Annotated in this window: 20 protein-coding genes; all 20 read right to left on the reverse strand. The window is 42.1% G+C overall.

Features of this window, described 5'->3' with window-relative positions:
• Complete coding sequence (locus tag EHE19_RS16145) at positions 1-237, reverse strand: hypothetical protein (RefSeq protein ID WP_137698968.1); 237 nt, start codon at positions 235-237, stop codon at positions 1-3.
• A 100-nt stretch (positions 238-337) separates the two neighbouring features.
• Positions 338-1,984, reverse strand: coding sequence for a hypothetical protein (locus EHE19_RS16150; protein WP_137698969.1), 1,647 nt, complete (start codon positions 1,982-1,984; stop codon positions 338-340).
• Positions 1,985-2,031: 47 nt separating this feature from the next.
• Positions 2,032-2,439 (reverse strand): DUF6075 family protein, encoded by a 408-nt coding sequence (locus EHE19_RS16155; RefSeq protein ID WP_137698970.1) that lies wholly within the window; start codon positions 2,437-2,439, stop codon positions 2,032-2,034.
• 264 nt (positions 2,440-2,703) lie between these two features.
• Positions 2,704-3,456, reverse strand: a complete 753-nt coding sequence (gene istB / locus EHE19_RS16165; RefSeq protein ID WP_190530271.1) for an IS21-like element helper ATPase IstB — start codon at positions 3,454-3,456, stop codon at positions 2,704-2,706.
• Positions 3,449-4,741 carry an IS21 family transposase gene (gene istA, locus EHE19_RS16170; RefSeq protein WP_190530273.1) on the reverse strand — a complete coding sequence of 431 codons (1,293 nt, stop codon included), beginning with the start codon at positions 4,739-4,741 and terminating at the stop codon, positions 3,449-3,451. Before istA ends, istB begins: the two co-directional genes overlap by 8 nt.
• Positions 4,742-4,823: 82 nt before the next feature.
• On the reverse strand, positions 4,824-6,968 hold the full coding sequence (locus EHE19_RS20175; protein WP_425314293.1) for a hypothetical protein: 2,145 nt from the start codon (positions 6,966-6,968) through the stop codon (positions 4,824-4,826).
• Between the two features lie 13 nt (positions 6,969-6,981).
• Complete coding sequence (locus tag EHE19_RS16185) at positions 6,982-7,278, reverse strand: hypothetical protein (protein WP_103080943.1); 297 nt, start codon at positions 7,276-7,278, stop codon at positions 6,982-6,984.
• Between the two features lie 12 nt (positions 7,279-7,290).
• Positions 7,291-7,896, reverse strand: a complete 606-nt coding sequence (locus EHE19_RS16190) for a hypothetical protein (protein ID WP_137699243.1) — start codon at positions 7,894-7,896, stop codon at positions 7,291-7,293.
• 203 nt (positions 7,897-8,099) lie between these two features.
• Positions 8,100-8,534 carry a prepilin peptidase gene (locus EHE19_RS16195; RefSeq protein WP_342343328.1) on the reverse strand — a complete coding sequence of 145 codons (435 nt, stop codon included), beginning with the start codon at positions 8,532-8,534 and terminating at the stop codon, positions 8,100-8,102.
• Positions 8,512-11,760, reverse strand: a complete 3,249-nt coding sequence (locus EHE19_RS16200; protein WP_171003671.1) for a DUF8195 domain-containing protein — start codon at positions 11,758-11,760, stop codon at positions 8,512-8,514. Before EHE19_RS16200 ends, EHE19_RS16195 begins: the two co-directional genes overlap by 23 nt.
• Positions 11,760-12,242, reverse strand: a complete 483-nt coding sequence (locus tag EHE19_RS16205) for a hypothetical protein (protein ID WP_242973870.1) — start codon at positions 12,240-12,242, stop codon at positions 11,760-11,762. Before EHE19_RS16205 ends, EHE19_RS16200 begins: the two co-directional genes overlap by 1 nt.
• Before the next feature lie 23 nt (positions 12,243-12,265).
• Positions 12,266-12,748: a DUF4320 family protein gene (locus EHE19_RS16210; RefSeq protein ID WP_103080939.1), complete on the reverse strand. Its 483-nt coding sequence runs from the start codon at positions 12,746-12,748 to the stop codon at positions 12,266-12,268.
• Between the two features lie 46 nt (positions 12,749-12,794).
• The gene (locus EHE19_RS16215) at positions 12,795-13,004 is read right to left on the reverse strand and encodes a hypothetical protein (RefSeq protein ID WP_069194759.1); all 210 of its coding nucleotides are present in this window, start codon (positions 13,002-13,004) and stop codon (positions 12,795-12,797) included.
• 87 nt (positions 13,005-13,091) lie between these two features.
• Complete coding sequence (locus tag EHE19_RS16220) at positions 13,092-13,301, reverse strand: hypothetical protein (RefSeq protein ID WP_103080938.1); 210 nt, start codon at positions 13,299-13,301, stop codon at positions 13,092-13,094.
• Between the two features lie 99 nt (positions 13,302-13,400).
• The gene (locus EHE19_RS16225; protein ID WP_244648261.1) at positions 13,401-13,703 is read right to left on the reverse strand and encodes a hypothetical protein; all 303 of its coding nucleotides are present in this window, start codon (positions 13,701-13,703) and stop codon (positions 13,401-13,403) included.
• Position 13,704: 1 nt separating this feature from the next.
• Complete coding sequence (locus EHE19_RS19845) at positions 13,705-14,610, reverse strand: hypothetical protein (protein ID WP_244648262.1); 906 nt, start codon at positions 14,608-14,610, stop codon at positions 13,705-13,707.
• Positions 14,611-14,622: 12 nt separating this feature from the next.
• A complete protein-coding gene (locus EHE19_RS16235; protein ID WP_137699242.1) occupies positions 14,623-15,537 on the reverse strand; it encodes a hypothetical protein in 915 nt (304 codons plus the stop codon).
• Positions 15,537-16,922: an ATPase, T2SS/T4P/T4SS family gene (locus tag EHE19_RS16240; protein WP_137699241.1), complete on the reverse strand. Its 1,386-nt coding sequence runs from the start codon at positions 16,920-16,922 to the stop codon at positions 15,537-15,539. The genes EHE19_RS16235 and EHE19_RS16240 overlap by 1 nt, the downstream gene beginning before the upstream one ends.
• Positions 16,919-17,656, reverse strand: a complete 738-nt coding sequence (locus tag EHE19_RS16245) for a CpaE/TadZ family protein (protein ID WP_137699240.1) — start codon at positions 17,654-17,656, stop codon at positions 16,919-16,921. Before EHE19_RS16245 ends, EHE19_RS16240 begins: the two co-directional genes overlap by 4 nt.
• Positions 17,646-18,356: a Flp pilus assembly protein CpaB gene (gene cpaB, locus EHE19_RS16250; protein ID WP_137699239.1), complete on the reverse strand. Its 711-nt coding sequence runs from the start codon at positions 18,354-18,356 to the stop codon at positions 17,646-17,648. The genes EHE19_RS16245 and cpaB overlap by 11 nt, the downstream gene beginning before the upstream one ends.
• Positions 18,357-18,366 lie beyond the last annotated feature (10 nt).

The raw sequence follows: 18,366 nt of genomic DNA on the forward strand, positions 1-18,366 counted from the left end.
CTATGCTTGCCCCCCTTCTTCATCAAACACCTCAATGACGGACTTTATACTTTTCAGCTTCTCACAAGTCTCAAGAGGTAAATCAACTGATTCCAGATTTATAAAAAAGTTTTTTATCCCCATGCACTGAAAGCATTTGAAGATTTTTTCTTTTGTGTTATCATCCAGGTCAATTAGTTTAGCCAATAGATTCACACACTTTGAATATTCCATATTCCTTGTTTCTTTTAAATTCATGGAGTTATCCCGCCTTTCATTTGATTTAGTTTTACGAATTATATCTTCCTTTTGGTGTTCTCCCTCTGGAGACCGGAATCGTGTATAAAGTTACATATGCTTAACCTTCAATAAGCTGCATAAATAACTGCTGATATTCATCCTGCATTAACTCATTCAACAGTTCAATCTGTTCAGAATTGAAGTGGTATTCGGCAATCATATCAACATGGGTTTTTGAGGCTAATTCTATATGCAGGATTGTTTCCGTAGTAGTAATAGTCTCTTCAACCTCGTTGCCGTCCTCATCTTTGCTAGTAACGGTTTCCTCATGCTCAATCGTTTCTATCCAATAGTTAATTTGGTTCATATCCCAGAAGATCCCGCGCAAGATGCCCACTTTTATATCATCAAGAGTGGCGACATCCATACCATTATCGGGATCAGCAGCAGTCTTGACAGCATAAACAGGCAATATTTCTCTCCAGTTGTTAACGGTAGTACTGCTCCCGCTATTGGAGGACAACTCAAGCGTATCATGAGGGTTTTCAGCCTGTATTTGTTCGATTCTTGAATAATATTCCTCATTAAGCTGTTGTACTACCTCTGTCATGGTCGGCATATTTTCACCTGGGCTTTCATTGGAAAAGAATACTCCAAAAACTGATCCTAATAAAAACCCTGCAAGACATATTACAAGAACGATAACGAGCACTACCCATCCACCTGCAGCAATGAGAGCAATCGTTCCTTCCACAGCTAAAATAATTGCTTTGATGGCAGCTATCATTGCTTTTACTGTCATCTTTGCCGTAAAAGCCGCAGCTCTCGCTGCTGCCCTTGCTGCCTGTACCGCCCTCTGGGTAGCCTGTGCAGTTTTAACAGCAGTTTTAGCTGCTGCCTGTGATGTTTTAATGGCAGTTTTAGCAGTACGTTTAGCAGTTTTAACCGATTTTTTTACTGTCTTGACTGTACCTTTAGAGCCTTCCTTTATTGTCTTTATGCTGGTTTTAGCAGATTGCTTAACGGTGTGGCCAGTTTTACTATAAAAATATGTATTTCGTCTTAAAGCGTTTCCGGTCGGCTTGGATACTGGATGTTGAGGGGAGTGTGTAGTTATATGCCCGGACGTTTGTCTTGCCTGCGTCCGGAAAGTTCTTCTTGCCTCCGGGATTGAACTGGACTTAGTTAATTGTGGATTCACTCTGCTTTGAACAAACCAGCGTTTTCTTGCTTCATCTGGTTTTGATAGAGTAAATTTTCTATTTGCAATTTCTTTTGGCCTCATTTGAGAAGAATTTTGTTTAATAGCCTTGTTCGATATAAATTGAGTATTTTTCTGCTTTGCTTCATCCTTAACTTTAGCCGGAGCGTAATTTTGTTTCGTGGTTTGATGTGCTTCTGTTCGGTCAGCATTTCTTTGAACTAATTCCTTTGCTTCGCACTGTGACGACTGGTGAACATTATCGGTATTATGGGTATCAGACCAAGTGGAATCATTATCCTGCGCCTTACGGTTTTTGATTTTTTCTATTACTTTCTTGCCGTATGTTTTCGCTATATGTTCACCTTTACGGGTAATGTTTTTTGTACCATCACTGACAATATTTTCGGCATAATCCACATAGTTACTGTCATCATTTTGCCCAAGCTGTTCAGACCGCTCTTTGGTGCGAATATAAGCATTCTTTGCTCTCCTGGTTACATCCGTTGTCTTGTCCAGTACCTTAATATCCTTCTTGGTCTGTTTTGTTTTGATCTCCTTCAATACACACACCCCCTCCCATGGTTAGCATTCGATTTATATTGCAAGTATTATCGTTCTTTCCCGGCAGGGTCCAATACAGAACGCTCCAAACTCCTGCAGTACTCAGGATAGCGAAGTCTGATTGCTTCAAAAAAGTATGGAGCAAAGCTGCAGTCGAATAAGTAATACGGCGCAGAATATTGTTCTTTGCCTTCCTCCGTCCAGCCGTTCCACAGGTTAAATGCAAGCCGGCATAAACGCTTTGTACTTCCGGTCTGCCATGGGGCCGAAAGTCCCTCCGGCTTTATAAGGCTTTCCTCAAAGTCAAAGAGAGCAGTAATATGGTTTCTAGTTTCTGCACTGATACCCATGGTATAGAAAAACGCCTTGCGGAATACATCGCTGTTGCGCGCTGCTTTGAGCATGTTGTAATAAAAAGTTTCATGTTCCTTACTGACAAATCGGATATGCTCCATCAAATTCCCCTCCTTGGATTTATCATCTATTAAAATTACGCCTGCTCGCCAGGCTTTGTGGTCATCAGGCGGTAGAGCTTTGTGTTGCGTGGAAACTGGTCGGTAAAGGGAACAAGAGAGCTACCCACCTTGATAAGTCCATTACCGGCATCCACGTTGGTGATGTAGGAAAGCTGAAGGTCTGAAATGTTTAGGAGCTTCGCAAGCTCCATGTATAAACTGTCAAGGAAAAATGTATAAAAAGTATTAAATAATTATGTACAACTATTCTCCTTGCTTCATATGATCCTTTAATCTGTATGACTTTCCAGATATAGATATTACATGTGCATGGTGCAATACCCTGTCAAGTATTGCATTGGCTACAACTGCGTCATAGAATACACCATCCCATTCGTTGAAATTCATGTTTGTTGTAAGAATGGTACTTTTTCTCTCATATCTCATATCTATAAGCTGAAAAAACATATTAGAATCTTCTTTATCAATGGGTAAGTAGCCAAGTTCATCAATGATAAGTAGTCTGTAATGGCAGAAGTGTCTGAGTCTTACATCAAGTCTGTTTTCCAGTTTTGCTTTCTTTAGTTGCTGCAATAAATCATGACATTTGATAAAATATGTGCTAGTACGTTTCTTTGCTGCAGCTATTCCTATTGATGTTGCCAGATGAGTCTTTCCAACACCACTTGGACCAAGAAATACTATATTCTCATTTCTTTCAAGAAAACCAAGCGTGCAAAGTTCTTGTATTTCTTGCTGATTTACTGACGGCTGAAAATTGAAATCATAATCTTTCAATTCCTTTACAAAAGGAAATGCTGCTGCTTTAATCATAGATCTAGATGCTTTGGCCTCCTTAAAATCAACTTCGTAATTACTAAGTCTCAGTAGTCCTTCTGTAAACGAAAGATTGTTGGATGTCACAAAATTAGATATTTCATCAAGATGAATTACCATTTGCCCAAGACCAAGAATTTCCATGTTCCGGCATAGCTGGTTGTATGTACTGTTATTCATAACTATATACTTCTCCTATAACCTGTAAGTTTTCTTTTGCCCGCTCATTTATATTTTCTTCCTTAAATGCATGCGATTTTCTTGCTATAGCAGTATAGTGTTCTGTAAAATAATTTAGTTTCTTTTTACTAAGGGTATGGATAGTTATTAATTCCATGTTATAATAAACATGTATGTAACCATCATACACTTGTAAAGTAAGAGTTTTTCCAATGTATTCTGGTGGTACAGAATACTGGCATTCATTATGGTTGAACATGCTGGATGAATTTACTTTTACTTTATGTGGAGTTATTTGATAAGGCTTTCTTATGGTATCGGCTGGTAAGCTTCCTAAGAAAGCTTTTTCCTTGTTGAAATACATTAATGGAATACGACCTGTACCTTGATTTACCTGCATGTTTACTCTGTTATTTATTCGTGTGACCAACTCATTAAGTTCCTTGTAATCAAGTTTTCCATTGTAGGCTCTTATCTCATCAAGTAGTTTCATTGGTGCTTCTACTTTGGCTTTTGTTCTTGGTCTTCCTGCAATACAAGGGTGCACCTTAAAACCATAATCATCCGCAAACTGCTTAAATTTTATATTTATTTTCCCTTCTGTATACTCTGTTCTTGGCTCATCCATAACTGTTTTCATATTATCGGTGACAATCTCACTTGGAACACCTCCAAACGTGTTAAACGCATCATCAAGGAATGAAAATAATATGTCCTGTGTTTTTGATAGAGATACCCTGTATACTCTAAAACGTGAGTATGACAGCAATAATACAAATATGTTTACTTCTATTATTTCACCTGTTGAAAGAGTAAATCGTATAGACTCTTTCCAGTCTAGTTGTGCTTGTTGACCCATTCCTGTTTCATAACGTATGGTTACGTTATTTGCGTTTGAAGGTCTGCTTTTTTTGAAATATGAGTCTAGTTCAGGATATTTTCTTAGATAGTAGCAGAAATTCACATAAGACCCTTCATAAGAATGATTGTCTACTAGGTATTGCCATAAAACTCTTCTGTAATAAAATATCTGCTGGCTGTTATCAGATAGAAGCTCTGCGATAATGTCATAGTAAGCAGTGATACAATTCACGCATTCTCTGGATTTGGCCTTATGAAAGCCATTAATGTATTTATCAACTGTACGCCTATCGACATCAAGTTCCCTTGCGATCTGGCTTTTATTAACCTTCAATGTTGTGTCCTCCATAAATGGTTTTAACTTATAAAGATCCTTGACAGTTTGAATATTTAAATCTGTTATGATACTACTTTTGATAATCATTAGGGTACCTCCTTTTGTACCCTGTAATCATACCATTTGTACATTTTTATTTAATATTATTTGTACATTATTAATTATAACTTTATAGCAGGTTGATGTAAGCTTCGTAAAAATCCGGATGTGTCTCTTTCATAGAGTGAACAATGCGATCGATTGCAGTATCAAGCTCCAATTTTGCACTGTCCGGTTCGGCATCCCTGTCCCGCAGGTAGGGGTAAATCTCATCGTTTCGTATCTTGTTGATGATTTCGGGTAGGTATGTCTGGTAGATGTCGCGAGGAGACAGTTTTTCATCTTTAAGTACTGTCGGCTGCTCCGTTATTCCCTCCTGCATAAGAAGATGATCATTCAGAGGGTTATCTCTAAGCATTTCCTCAAAGGTTTCACGCTGAAATTGTTTAGTGAACAGGGGACAGTCTGCATCACGAAGCTCTACCGAATTATTGTTAAATGATAAGATCTCATATTCCTCCGCACCTATGTACACCGTATCTCCAAGGTGGAAGACATAATTAGCCGTATCTTTAGAGACGTTTAACTCAGTTTGAGTAGGTGTAGGTTCCCGGTTCAGGATTTGCCGCGCATACGCTTCCTCAGCAAGTCTCCGACGCTGTTCTTCAATTTCCTGCTGTACTACAGGAAGGCGCTCCTTTTCCTTGCTGTTTAAATACCTGTCCGCAGCGATCAGCTCACCAAGTCGTTTTGCAACCTGATTCCATGATAGTCTTATTTCAGGGTTTGTTATAAAGCTGCCGCTTTTGCTAAGGGAGATCCCTTTTCCGTCATGCCATTGGTTTCCTCTGGTTCCATCGGTGAAAATATGTGTGCCGCCGCCAATTCCATATTCATGCTTAAGAAAATCAATAGTTTCTTTTGTACTGTGCGGTTCCTGATAGTGCAGGTATACACGATACTTTCCATCCTGAAAACCTGTACCGCTGCAAAGCAAATGATCTATTTCTTCCTGTGAAACAGAAAAAGCGGAGGTTTTTTTGCCCTCCGCCTGTTCTATGGCTTCAATTTGCTGTTCTACTGTAGGGAAAAGGTTTAGCTGTAAACCAGTTCCGCCAGTACCGACTCTTCCGCTGAGTGCCGCAGGTTGTTCATGTGTCCCGCCCAGCCCATCGGGTCTATCGCTTTGTCCGGTGCCGGATTGTTCTCCAGAAGTTCCGTCGTGATCATCTCTATTCGTTCCTTCGCTATCCGATCGATTTCCAGCAGATGGCTGTTCAATTTCCCTGACATCATCAGACTGGCGTATGTTCCTTTCCTGTGATTTTTCAGGTATGTCCTGCGCAACATCCCATATTTGCCGATGTGCGTCTCTTCCTCCGGCAGCGTCAGATCCGGTACCAGATAATCGCCCTGCATCGTGTATGTCAACTCCATGATCATCCTTCCTTTCAATCATGTTATCTTCACTTTTATTCTGTCGTATATCCTGGCTTTTTGCAAATGTACGGTTTTGATTTCTTTCTGCTCTCTGAATATTTTTTACTGTTGCGCTGATTTCCTTTAAAATCATTTCTGAAATATCGCTTGTTGCAGCACCTAAACTGGATATTGTTTCAAGGGTATTGAAATTAACAATGCCCTGAAAATCATCAAAGTTGAAAAATTCATCGGCAGGATAGCCGCAGCGGATTAAAAGCAAATATGCTACAGAATTTCTAAGTGCATTTTTAAAGATGGCTTCAACATTAAGATCATCCAGTTCTTCGAGAAAGCTGTTTTCCCTGCTGTACATAAGATCAGAGAGATAATCTGGGTAATTATCTTCGACAGCGTTGAAAGCTGTTGAAATAAGTGCTGCGGGGATATTACTTTTGTCCTTAAGATCACCAAAAGCATTTTCCAGCGTTTCTGTCACATCTTCAGAATATTCATCCCTTAATGACCAAAGGACAACCGGACGGTTATACCGGCTGTTAGTATCCGATACATCAAACACATGGCGAAGGGTTAAACGACTTCCGCTGTCGTTGATGAGGGCAATGCCTTTCGCACCGCGGTTTACCCATCTGCCGAACTTCTCATTCCATATTTCTATGGGAGCACAGGCTGTTGCATCAGGACGCTGGGCAAAAATAAGCAATTGATCTTGAAACGGATATTTATAGTTCCATGCAGCAGTTTTCAGAAAGGATGTCCAGTTGCCAGGTGTTTTGACAATATCTTTTGCCGTATTTTGAGAAAGCTCTGTAATCAGCTGCAGCTTTGTTGCCAACTTTCATCCCTCCTTATCGCACCGGTTCACATTTCTTTTCAACCTTCTGCGCCGTTTTTTCTATATTCTCTTTTTCCTGTTTATAACTTTTTAAATAATGGATCTCATCGAGAGCACGGTTGCATAAATCTTCAAGGGCAGTCAGGCGATCCTTACAGTAATGCCCCCAATAGTAATTCTTTTCGCCCTTTGTACATTTCCATGTCACAAACTTGGCAGGAGCATTTTCGTTTTGACCAATGACAAACTCCGAATTCCCAACGGTCAGCCGATCAGTAATTACATAACCGGCATTGACTTCCTTATCCATACTTTAAACCTCCTATCGCTCTACCTCTTGCTTTTTCTGCTTTAATTGCCTCTTAGATTGTATCTGTGCCAACCGTTCCTTTGCCCAATCTGGCATATATTCCGGTCTGAGAACACCCAAAATATCCTCTCGATTCCAGCGTGACTCCTTTCCGGAATATAGGTTTGCAGTATAAACCGCCCGTCCTCTTGAATTAGCATGAGCGCCAAAACCGCCCGTGACCAACACAAGTTGCTTGTCAGCAGTTCGATATTCAGGACGTAAGCGTTCAGGACGAATAATCACCACTTTGTTTTCAAGGTTTTGCATACTGTCAATAGGAAAACAATGCTCTAGCTTAAAAGGCTGCATGGGAACAGTGATTTTGGTTCGCTCTGCTATGACTTCTTCCAGTTGTGCTGTTATACGACTGGTAAATTCGGTCATCATTTCAAGGTAGTCCGCACTTTCCATCGCATTAAAGTAATGTTCAATCCCTAAAGGGTTATCCCAGCTGCAGTTGCATACCATATATGGGCAATCAGATTTTCTTTCATCTACACCGAAAAGGATTTCTTTATCTCCAATGTGGATGGCGTGCTTTATCTCGTAGGTATCCACCATGCGTTTTTCATCCATTCCTATAATCACTCCAATCTAACCGGCAGCAGTAAAGGGACTTTAGTTTTCAAGTCCCTTTTACAGCCATACCGTTATTTCTTTCTTTGCCTGATATACAGGTATACTGCACCACCTGCAATCACCAGGCAAAGCACGATGGCAAGTATCGTTTTTAGCTCCATCAAAGCACCTCCTTGTCCTAATAGATTTGTGCTTTCACATTATCTTCCGGTAATCAAAGCAATACCGGCATGAATAAAAAAGCCGGTACATAAAAATACTGCCAACGGAACACTTTTCTGCCGTGTTAGCTTTGAATAAAGCAAGGCCGGTAGCAAGGCAAAAAAGAGAATGGAAGTAAGTCCATATAAGCCAAAGCTAAAACCAATTGCAGCCGTAAGCTTGATATCACCACCGCCCACGCCACCATATTTCATGGCAAGAGATAACAGGCAGATGCCTGGCAGCAAAAACCCCGCAATTCGCTGCAGTAGTGTGGGATGTGGCAAAATAAAAGCGGACATTACGCCGAGCAGGAGAATGGCTATCCATGTCCAGTCGGGAATAATTCGCTTCATATAATCCATTACTGCTGCCCATAGTAGAGGGACAGCAAAAAGAAGTATTATTATATCAGTTTCCAGTAGTGACATCATCGGAATACATACTGTCCACTACGTGAATTTTTAGTTCCCCTCCGGTAATCCAGCGGGACAGCGTACCTCCGGGAGTATGCACATCGGTAACAAGAAGCTGTACTATATAGTCCCTGTTATCCGGGAACCACAGCGGTATGTAATGTTTCCTGTAACGGAAGGGAGATGCGGGATTTTCCTTAAAGATAAATTGACCGTTTTCCTTTATTAAAGGGATAGCGGTTTCATAGCGATATTCCGGCAGATAGACTTCTGCAGTCTGTGGAGCAGTAATCAGCTCCGGCCTGTCATAATTGGTGTCAACATAGGCTGTAACACGGATTGAGTATCCATAGCCTGACTTGAGAAAACCTTTAGCTTTTGTATCATATTCCAGCACAGCGTTTACCTTCAACTCAGCATAGAATTGCCTCCATACAAACTTTCCACCCTCATACCGCTGCTCCCACCATGTCACCCTGGGCTGTTCACTTCTTTTCGGCGGATTAGGCAATGACCGGCTTTCCTCCGGTTCTCCATAGGATATATTCCTTATCACAGCCTTTTGAGTATAAGTATTGTTTTCAGCAGTGCTTTCATTTCTCAACGACTGCTCAGGATTAATAATCGCAATCAAGGTAACATTTTTGTCAGCCTGCACATTAGGAGTGTCCCAGCGGATGGATACAACATTCCAGGTATCCCTTTCAATTACTATCGCATCAATTCGCTTTGACAAAGACAATTCAGGTATTTGAAACAGTACAGTAACATTTTGTCCCGGTGTAAAGTCCAGGCTGCCTTTGTTGGATACTTTAACAGTGGTTATGACAGACTGGTTTTCCTTATACTCATCGGGTGTAATTCTCTGTACATCCAGATCGTAAGGACGTTCCAGTACCATGATTTCCGCCGAAACCTGATTGTTGCCGGTATTGCTGTCCTTGTAGCCTGCAGGTGCGGACACCTTAGCAGATAAACGAATACGCTCTCTTTTATCTCCAGCTGTTTTTGTGACTAGAAAGGATTTCTTTTCAAATGCTTTGAAATTAGATGTACCGGGCACATCAGGAATCTTCTTACCGTTAATGGTGACATTTAGCTCAACATCGTACAAATCCTTATCGGTAGAGTTGGCGAAATATACGGTAAAGCTGTATTCCTCATGCTCATATACAGTCGGGGGAGATGACAAATTTACCCACACATCGCATAGGTTTACTATGGTAGGTATCTCAGGGTCATTAGGGTTTTCCGGTTTGTCAGGGTCATCCGGATTGCCAGGATTGTCAGGATCTTTTGGCTCATTAGGATTATTGGGGTCATCCGGTTTTTCGGGGTCATCCGGATTATGAGGCTCATCTGGTTCGTCGGGTTTATCTGGATCATCCGGTTCGTCAGGATTGTCAGGGTCGTCCGGATCATCATCAGGTTGCTTAACAACTTTAATGCTTGAAATAGCAGTATTGTTGATAATATTTTCATCCCTAAAGCCTTCCGGTGCCTCCACATTAGCCCACAGGCCATAAACCTCACCTGCATTTCCAGCATTACCTGTAACAGTAAAAGCTTTTGTCTCCCGGGGCTTGAAATTTGCTAATTCAGGGATTTGCGTCAATGCAATCTCGTTATTTTTTCCCTTTAAGTGTGCAGCTTTTAGTTCTACATCAGTGTTATTGGTAAAACTTACGGTATAGCTGTAATTCTCATGTTCATATACCGTAGGCGGTGCAAGGATACACGCAGACAGATCGCAAAGATCACGTAAACCTGGTGGATCATCTGGTTCGTCCGGGTTATCCGGATTATCAGGATTATTCGGGTCATCGGGATTATCCGGGTCGTCAGGATCATCTGGATCATCAGAATTATCAGGCGTTTCATCCGGTTTGGGGTTAACTATCCGTATAACTGCTGTAGCCGTGTTGTTGTTAAGATTTCCGTCTATAAAGCCTTCAGGCACACCAATGTTTGCCCACAAGTGAATTTCATCGGCATCAGTATCAGCCGTACGTTTAACATCATAAGTTACACTTGAATTGGGTGAAAAGTCCTTCATCTCAGGTATTCCTTCAATCAGAACTTCATCTATCGTGCCTTTCAAAGGTACATCATAAGCTGCACTCGTTCCGCTGTTCATGTAGATTATAGTAAATGAATAGCTGTCGCCACGTTTCACTGTAACAGGGGCACGAATGACAACCGATAGGTCGTTGCCGTCACATGCTTTGAACTTAAAATAGAAGTCTGCTGCTGGAATCCTGTAATGAATATTCTGCGTGATACTGGTCTGCGTTTTATTTTCTCCGTCAGAATATTCATCACTCTCCGGCGTATAATCCCATTCGAGCCCCATGTATTGAAAATTACGGGACAGCAGCACATCATCCTTGGCGAAAGTGACAGAAGTAGTCTGATAGGGATAGAGCAGCTCCGGCACTCCCTTGTCCTGAGCGGTGAGCTTACCGTAAACCTTCTGTTTGTTCACATCGCACCAGGTAGCCTCTATGTCAACTTTAACAGGAGCCTGGTAGGATAGTGCTGTATTTCTCATGGTTTCAAAGGCTGTCAGACTTTTAGGTGTCCAGCCGTAACTGGTGGTCAGTGTTTCAAATTGCGTATTGGTATCATAGGTTCCATATATTTTGCCGGAACTGAAATTGTGAATCTCCACAACATTGCTGCCTTTTAGTGTATAAGTCCTCCCGTCACACTTACCGATCCACCCGGCAATCCGTTCCTTTTCATAGTCTGCAACGGTATTTGCATTCACAAGATCAATTCGCTGCGGCTCTGGAAAAGATTTTATAAGCATCTCTCCATCATATATTTCTCTGACATTCATTCCGATGGTGCGATACCAGATGTCGTAGACAGCTTTCACTTGAAAAATAACATTAGCTGTGATGGTGAGGACTGCACCCTGATCTGTTTTTGCTGTTATTGTATACGGGCCGCATGACTCCTTATTCTCAACAGTTAAAATATATTTCGGTGTTATCTTTATGCTCTGTCCACCATATTCCAGTTGAATATCTGTAATTGTTCCGGTTTTTGCCGTTACTTGAATTGAGATTTCCTCCGGAAAATGCTCTATGGCTACCATACCGCTTTCGCTTTGCAAGCTGTCTATTGGAGAGGTAATATTGATTTCAATGTCACTGTTTACTGAAGCAAATGCTTTGCCCGAAAGGAGCAGGCAAAATATAAAAACAAGCGATACGGTATAAAATAACTTTATTTTCATTAAGAACCTCCTTCCTCAATTCTTGTATTAACGCTGGATATTCTAAAGGGAAGCCTCACATCGCCGGTCAGAAAACTGAAGATACTGCGGGTCTTCAGTGCCCCCTCCAGCGTCAGCCGGGGCGGAATGTCTGTAGCATTAATGTGCTTTATTTCAAGCTCGTAAACCCATTCTTCGCCGATATATTTGCTTAAATCCGCATCAAGTTTCATGCTTTCATGCAGGTACTCATATAATCTTTCTTCCGCAAGGGCGCTGTCCATCCTGGCATGACCGTCCCTGCGGTATTCGTCCAGCATGGCATATTCCACTGAGGTGTTCACACCCCTTTGAAGGACATATTCCACCTGCTGGTACAGGCTTTCGATACGGAAATACTCAATCAGGATAGCTGAAAGCGTCAGGATGAAAAAGACAAGAATCACGATGAAAATAAAAACATCGCCTTTACGATTTTGCAAAATGTATTTATAGTTGTTCACGTCCATCCTCCTTCCCGGCAATCTCAGTCGGAGAGCTTCCAATATTTTTCCGACATGCCGGTAATGCTTACCTTCATAGGAATCATAATCTTAACTGGAGGTGCAAAGGATGGTGTAAAAATAGTAAATGGATGGTTGTATGTCATCGTGATCGTGAAGGTATCCCTTAACTGTATTTTCTGACCGTCATGGTAATTCACATCCTCGACGGTCATCTCCGGTGAGAGGCCGGTCTGCTGCTTAAGCCGGTAGAAAACGCCATAGGCTTTATCTGATACCTGGCCCTCCAGTTCAACTACCCGTACAACGCGCCGGCATATATGGTTCAAGTTCAGGTATGTAGTGAAGATACTCAAAAAGCTCAACACCGTAACCATGAGTGTAATCACTACTAGTGTTTTAATCATCAGGTCAAAATAGCTGCTGCCTTTTCTGTCATGAAAAAGTTTTTGAAAAAGCAAAAGGGGAGAATTTCTCTCCCCCGTGCTTTGGTGCCTGCTGTTCATATGCGTTGCACCTCCCGCATCTGCAGGTTTACCTTTAATATTTTCATCAGTTCAGTAAACCGGTGATTTTGCTGACGATACTGTTCCAGATCTGTGTTATGGAACCTTGATACAGTGTCATAAACACCGCACCTACTACTACGACAATCAAGACCACAATAAGCCAACCGGTCATCTGGTCGCCGGACTTATTTGCCAATATGTTTTTGCCCTTTAAAGTTGCTATTCTCATTTTGTTTTTCAAAGCAGTCATCATAATTAATCCCTCCATTATTCTAAACTTAGTTTTAATTTAGGGGGGAGCAGAGCTCCCCGAATGTCATGAGCCTTGGCCGCGAGTCCATTAGTTCAAAAGGCTGGTAATCTTGGTGACAATGCTGTTCCAGATTGTAGATATTGAATCTTTATACAAAGTCAGGAAGATTGCACCAACCACCACAACGATCAGGACTACGATGAGCCAGCCGGTCATCTGGTCGCCGGATTTGTTTGCCAAAACATTCCTGCATTTAAGTCCTGCATTTCGTATTTTGTTTTTCACTGTTAAAAACATAGTAAATACCTCCGTTAATTTTGATTAGATTTTGATTAAGAGAAAAAAGGGAAGCCATACTGGATATGCTCCCCCTGTACTGCTGCCTTTTAGCTGCGATTAACTTAAAAGGCCGGTGATTTTGTCTACAATGCTGTTCCAGATAGTGGTGATAGAGCCCTGGTACAACGTCATAAACACTGCGCCTACTACCACAACAACCAGCACAACAATAAGCCAGCCGGTCATCTGGTCACCAGACTTGTTTGCCAGAACATTTCTGGCATTCGATATAGCACTTGCAATGCGTTTCCTCACAGGATTTGCCCTCCTTTCTTGCGTAATAGAGTTTGCAGTTGTAGTGTTTCTCACGGGTAATACCTCCTGAAATTGTATTTTGAAAAGGGTGATTCCCTTTTTCACATTATAAAAGGCCCCCCATTGATCTAATCATGTGGGAGCCTATAACATAGAGCAGGCAGGCAAGCGTCACCGCCACAAGGGGTATGGATGCAATCTTGACCCTTCGCGGCAGCTTATTAAGTTTTTTCCTGAGTGCTTCTCTGGCTTTAATGTCCATATCTCTTGCAAGGTATGCCAGAGCTTCTTCCTGATGCTCGCCCCGGTACAGTCCTATGAGGGCATTCACTAAAAAAGATACTTCTGTCATTCCAATGCGTTCATTGAAATTCCGGAGTGCTGTTTCAATATCCTTTGCTTTCATCTCCATGACTAAAACAGAGATGTCATAGTGGAATACATCACTGGCTACCTTCAGGTAATCTTCGAATATCTGGATCAAATCTACCTGTACAACTGCCCTTTTACTATCATCCTTAATGTCATCTAGCTTATACAGGATGGAACGGATAAAACCCGGAAGCTCTATTTCGATCCGGTTTTTCTTTTCCTTCATCTTGTCTTTAAGGTCTGTCATGAAGTGGAAGTACACCACTACCGCAAAGATTAGAACTATAGGAGCAAGGTTGGACGCTCCAATGGAAAAAAGGAGCAAGGCAAGGGGTAATGTAAAAAGAGCACATAAAATAGCTCTTGCGTAATATTCTTTCGGAGTCAGTTCAAGCCCTCCGCGCCTCAGTGTAGATGCCATTCTTGCTTCCTTTACCGGGTCAATCGGGATGAACCTTGCAAATGGCTTTGCTAAAGGCATAATTATCCGGTTTACTAGCTGCTGGCTTGATTTTTCCTTTTCAGCCTGCAAGATTTTGATGTTCTTTTTCATACTCAGCTTCGGGATTTTAAGAAGCTGCCTGCATATTAAAAAGCCTGCCGAAGTCAGCAGGACAAATATAATAAACTGATAAAACAAAGGAAAACCTCCTTATCTGTTTGACGGTTTAGTAGCTTTCATCACATAAAAGGCTGTAGCGAGAGCCGTTAAGAGCATTAGAATTATTAGGAATTTACCGATAGAAGTCCTTGTGAGTAGTGAAAACCATTCGGCATTGGAAAAGCGCATCATAGGGATCACAGAAAACATGAGTCCTGCCGTCATAAGATAGTCACGCCATACTTTTACCATCATACTGTCGCTTTCAATCTGCATGGATTTTGCATCGTTCATGGCCTTAATAATGGGAAACAAAGCAAATTTCAGTCTTCGGTCATGATGGCAAAGGATGAGGGTTTTTACCCACTCGTTAAAGTACCGGTTTTTAACTTTGGCTGCCAAACGGTAAAGTCCATGCTCCACATTGGGATTGATGAACCGGATTTCCGACACAAACTCATCAAAAGGTGTAGGAATTCTTAAATGTGTTGGAATATACCGATTCTTTTCCTCCACATAGGTTTCCACTGCCTTAATAATGTCATTATTTCCGGCATAAGCATTGGTGATGATTGACATGGTGTTTTCCAGCCCTTCGATTTCTTCCCTTGCTGCTCCAGAGCTTCTCACTGTCAGATAAAAATACGGGGCAGGGAACATACAGGCCGCCATTACCGCCGCCAGGCTGGTATTACCAAATAATAGGGTTCCTGCAGCAAAGCCACCTGCTACTGATATAAGGATCATAATGACAAATTTTCTCGTAGTGCACCGAGTCTGACGAAACAGGGTTTCAAAACGTATTGAGATTCTCTCCGTTACTTTAAGCTTTGCCCCCACCAGATCCATACGACGTTTTTTCAGCAGATTCTGCTCTTTAGTAAACGGGTTCAAATTAAGCAAGAGAAACAGGGAAAGGCTGATGAGTGTGAAAACAAGGACATAAGATAGATAAATCAGATTCATCATGCTCCCCCTTTCGTAAAGCGAAGAAGCTCTTCTTGAGGGACACCGCCTATCAGCAGTTTTTCTGCAAGTTCCGGCGAAATGCAACCTAAACGCTTATGGGTGCCCACAGCCTTAATAATCTTACCGTCTTTATCCCGTTCATAATGGTCAATAACATATTTATATAAGGTACTTCCTGTTACCTCACCATTCTCTACCCCTGTAGCCTCAAAGATTTCCATATATTTGCGGGATTTGTCCGGAAGCTGCATTTTGAAAAGCATAATGGGAAAAGCTTCAACAATGTTTTTCAGAAGTCTTTCTTCTGATAAGGATGTTCCTGCCTCAAGGCACATGGTAAGGATTCTGTCATATGCCGTCCGTGCACTGTTGGCATGGAGGGTACTGACAATGGTGTGCCCTGTCCGTCCGGCTTCCTGCACGGTCAATGCTTCTTTTCCACGCATCTCTGCAGGTACAAGGATTTCAGGATGCAGCCTTAGTGATAGTTTCAATAAATCCAGCATGGAAATAGGATTAGGTTCTTCCTTGGTTAAAAGATGTATGACATCATTTATCATTACACCGTTTTCATCAAACTTTGCCAGTGACAGTTCACGGGTGTCCTCTATTGTGACAATGCGTTTATCCGGAGGTACGCAGCTTAGTATGTATCCCATATCAGCGGTTTTCCCGCTGCCGGTTGCTCCAGCTATTGCAACTGATACGCCGTTATTAACACATAGGGTCAGAAAGTCCAGTTCCTCTGCTGTGGCCGTATCCCACTCAATCAGATTTTCCCTTGTAATGAAAGAGGGCTTTTGTTTCCTGATGGAGGCAATAGCACCCGCATCCGGGTCAACGCAGGGCGAAATAGCGCCCGACATTCGAACACCTCGTGCAATGAAACTGTCTCCAATAGGTTTTGAGCCATCGAGAATGACATTCCCAAATCGGCTCATCTTTCTTACAATATTGGAGCAGGCTTCGGGTGTACCAAAGGTTTCATTGAGCCGCACCTTTCTATCCTTATACAGTACCCAAATGCCGCCATAACCGTTGACGTTTATTTCCTCCGTGTCAGTATCCTGAAGATATGGTGATAACAGTCCCATACCCGCCATGTCATAATATATCGCGTCTACCAATTCAGAAATGTTGCCTTTATCCTTTGCAACCAGCTGCTCACTGTTTAAATAGCGCATGATTAGGTCTTTAAGCTTTTCCTCGGCTTCCTCCGAGTACAACACCTGGGCAAGCTCCGATGAATGATTCTTCGCTATTATACGCTGCAGTTTATCAAGAATTTCGCTGTAATCTTGGGCCTGCATACTCTCACCACTGTCAGAACGCAGTTTGTTAGCCCGGTAAATCAGGTCATTTACTGAAAACCCTTGGTTCACCTCTTTTCACCTCCACAAATCGAGGATGCGATTTTCTCCAGTACCTTGCTATAACGTTTGCAGAACCGATCATGATAGGAATACAGCGGTGTCCCGGCATTCTCAAGTTCTCCTGCCCGTTTGATATATGGCAGCTCATAGGCAAAAGGCACTTTCATCATACTTCGATAGGGTTTATCATCAAATTCACCATTAGGAGACACAAGAATATGAGTCTGCTTGTCTGCAATATGCAGCTCCCGGGTAAAATCGGAAACACTCCTGTACCACATTTGGGCAGCTATTGAGGGCTTATGCAGGGTAAATATTCTTTCAGCCAGCCAGAGGCCTACTCCGGATATCGGGTTGGTCAACTCAGGGGCACCATCCACGATGAGAATATCAAATACCATCGTTGCGGCTTTCATCATGCGTTCAGTTTCCTGAAGGGTTACGGTATCACAGAGAAGCCCGGTATAGCAGGTAGGCACTGATAGAAAAAACAGGTTTTTACTCCCCTCGTAATGGCTAAACTTATCTCCAATGTTTGGGTTATCATCTTTCAATGCTTTAAAAAGGCCTTTCTCAGGAGGAACATTCTGGCCGAAAAAGACTTGCAGATCTCCATATGTCAAATTTGAGGAAATGAGTCCTACCAGCATATCACGTTTAGAAAGTGCACAGGCCAGGTTTACTGCGAAAGTTGTTTTACCGCAATTATTACCTCCCCAAACAGTATAGGTTTTACCGCTCATGGCCAACACCCCGTTTCTCAAGGATCATGTGCAGTTTCCCTGTATATTCGGCCTCGATAAGTCTTTCAGCCTGCGCTTCTGTAACAATTAGTGTTATAGCCTTTGGAACCGGATCTCCGGTAGATGACTGACTCTCAGATTGCTGCTTTCGTACCTCTGCAGTATCCTGTGTGCGGGCGTTTTCCACGCTGTAAACCTCCAGTCCTTTCAGCTCGGGATAGAGGATAACCTGTGGGGAAGAATCCTCACCGTCGGAGGCCTGCTCCAAAAATACGGCTACCGTTACTATATCGCCGCTTTGCAGATGAGAGGAAAGTCCAGCTGCAACGCTTGGTACGCTTACAGTTACCAGCCTCTGATTATTTTTTGCAATACGATCAAATAGCTCATTTACCAGGAATACGCCGAGTTTTTGTGAAAAGAAATAATCTCCTTTTGCAATATCAGTTAGTGTAATCTTTCCTAAGATTGAGTCTTTATCGTTGATAATACCTTCCGGCAGACCATATTCTCCTACTTCTACAGTAGCCAGGTGTTTATCGGTAATCTCTGTTCCGGCCTTGATATCTCCTGCTGCCCGCAGTACCATGACCGTTACGCTTTTATCTTCATAAAAACGCGGTAAAAGCACAAAGGAAATTACCGCTGCAATGGTAATGCAGATGATACTTAAAAATATACGGTTTTTCAGTAGTTTCAAATTGCTCCGT

It is taken from the genome of Ruminiclostridium herbifermentans, from assembly GCF_005473905.2.
In the GTDB taxonomy this organism is placed as follows: domain Bacteria; phylum Bacillota; class Clostridia; order Acetivibrionales; family DSM-1351; genus Ruminiclostridium; species Ruminiclostridium herbifermentans.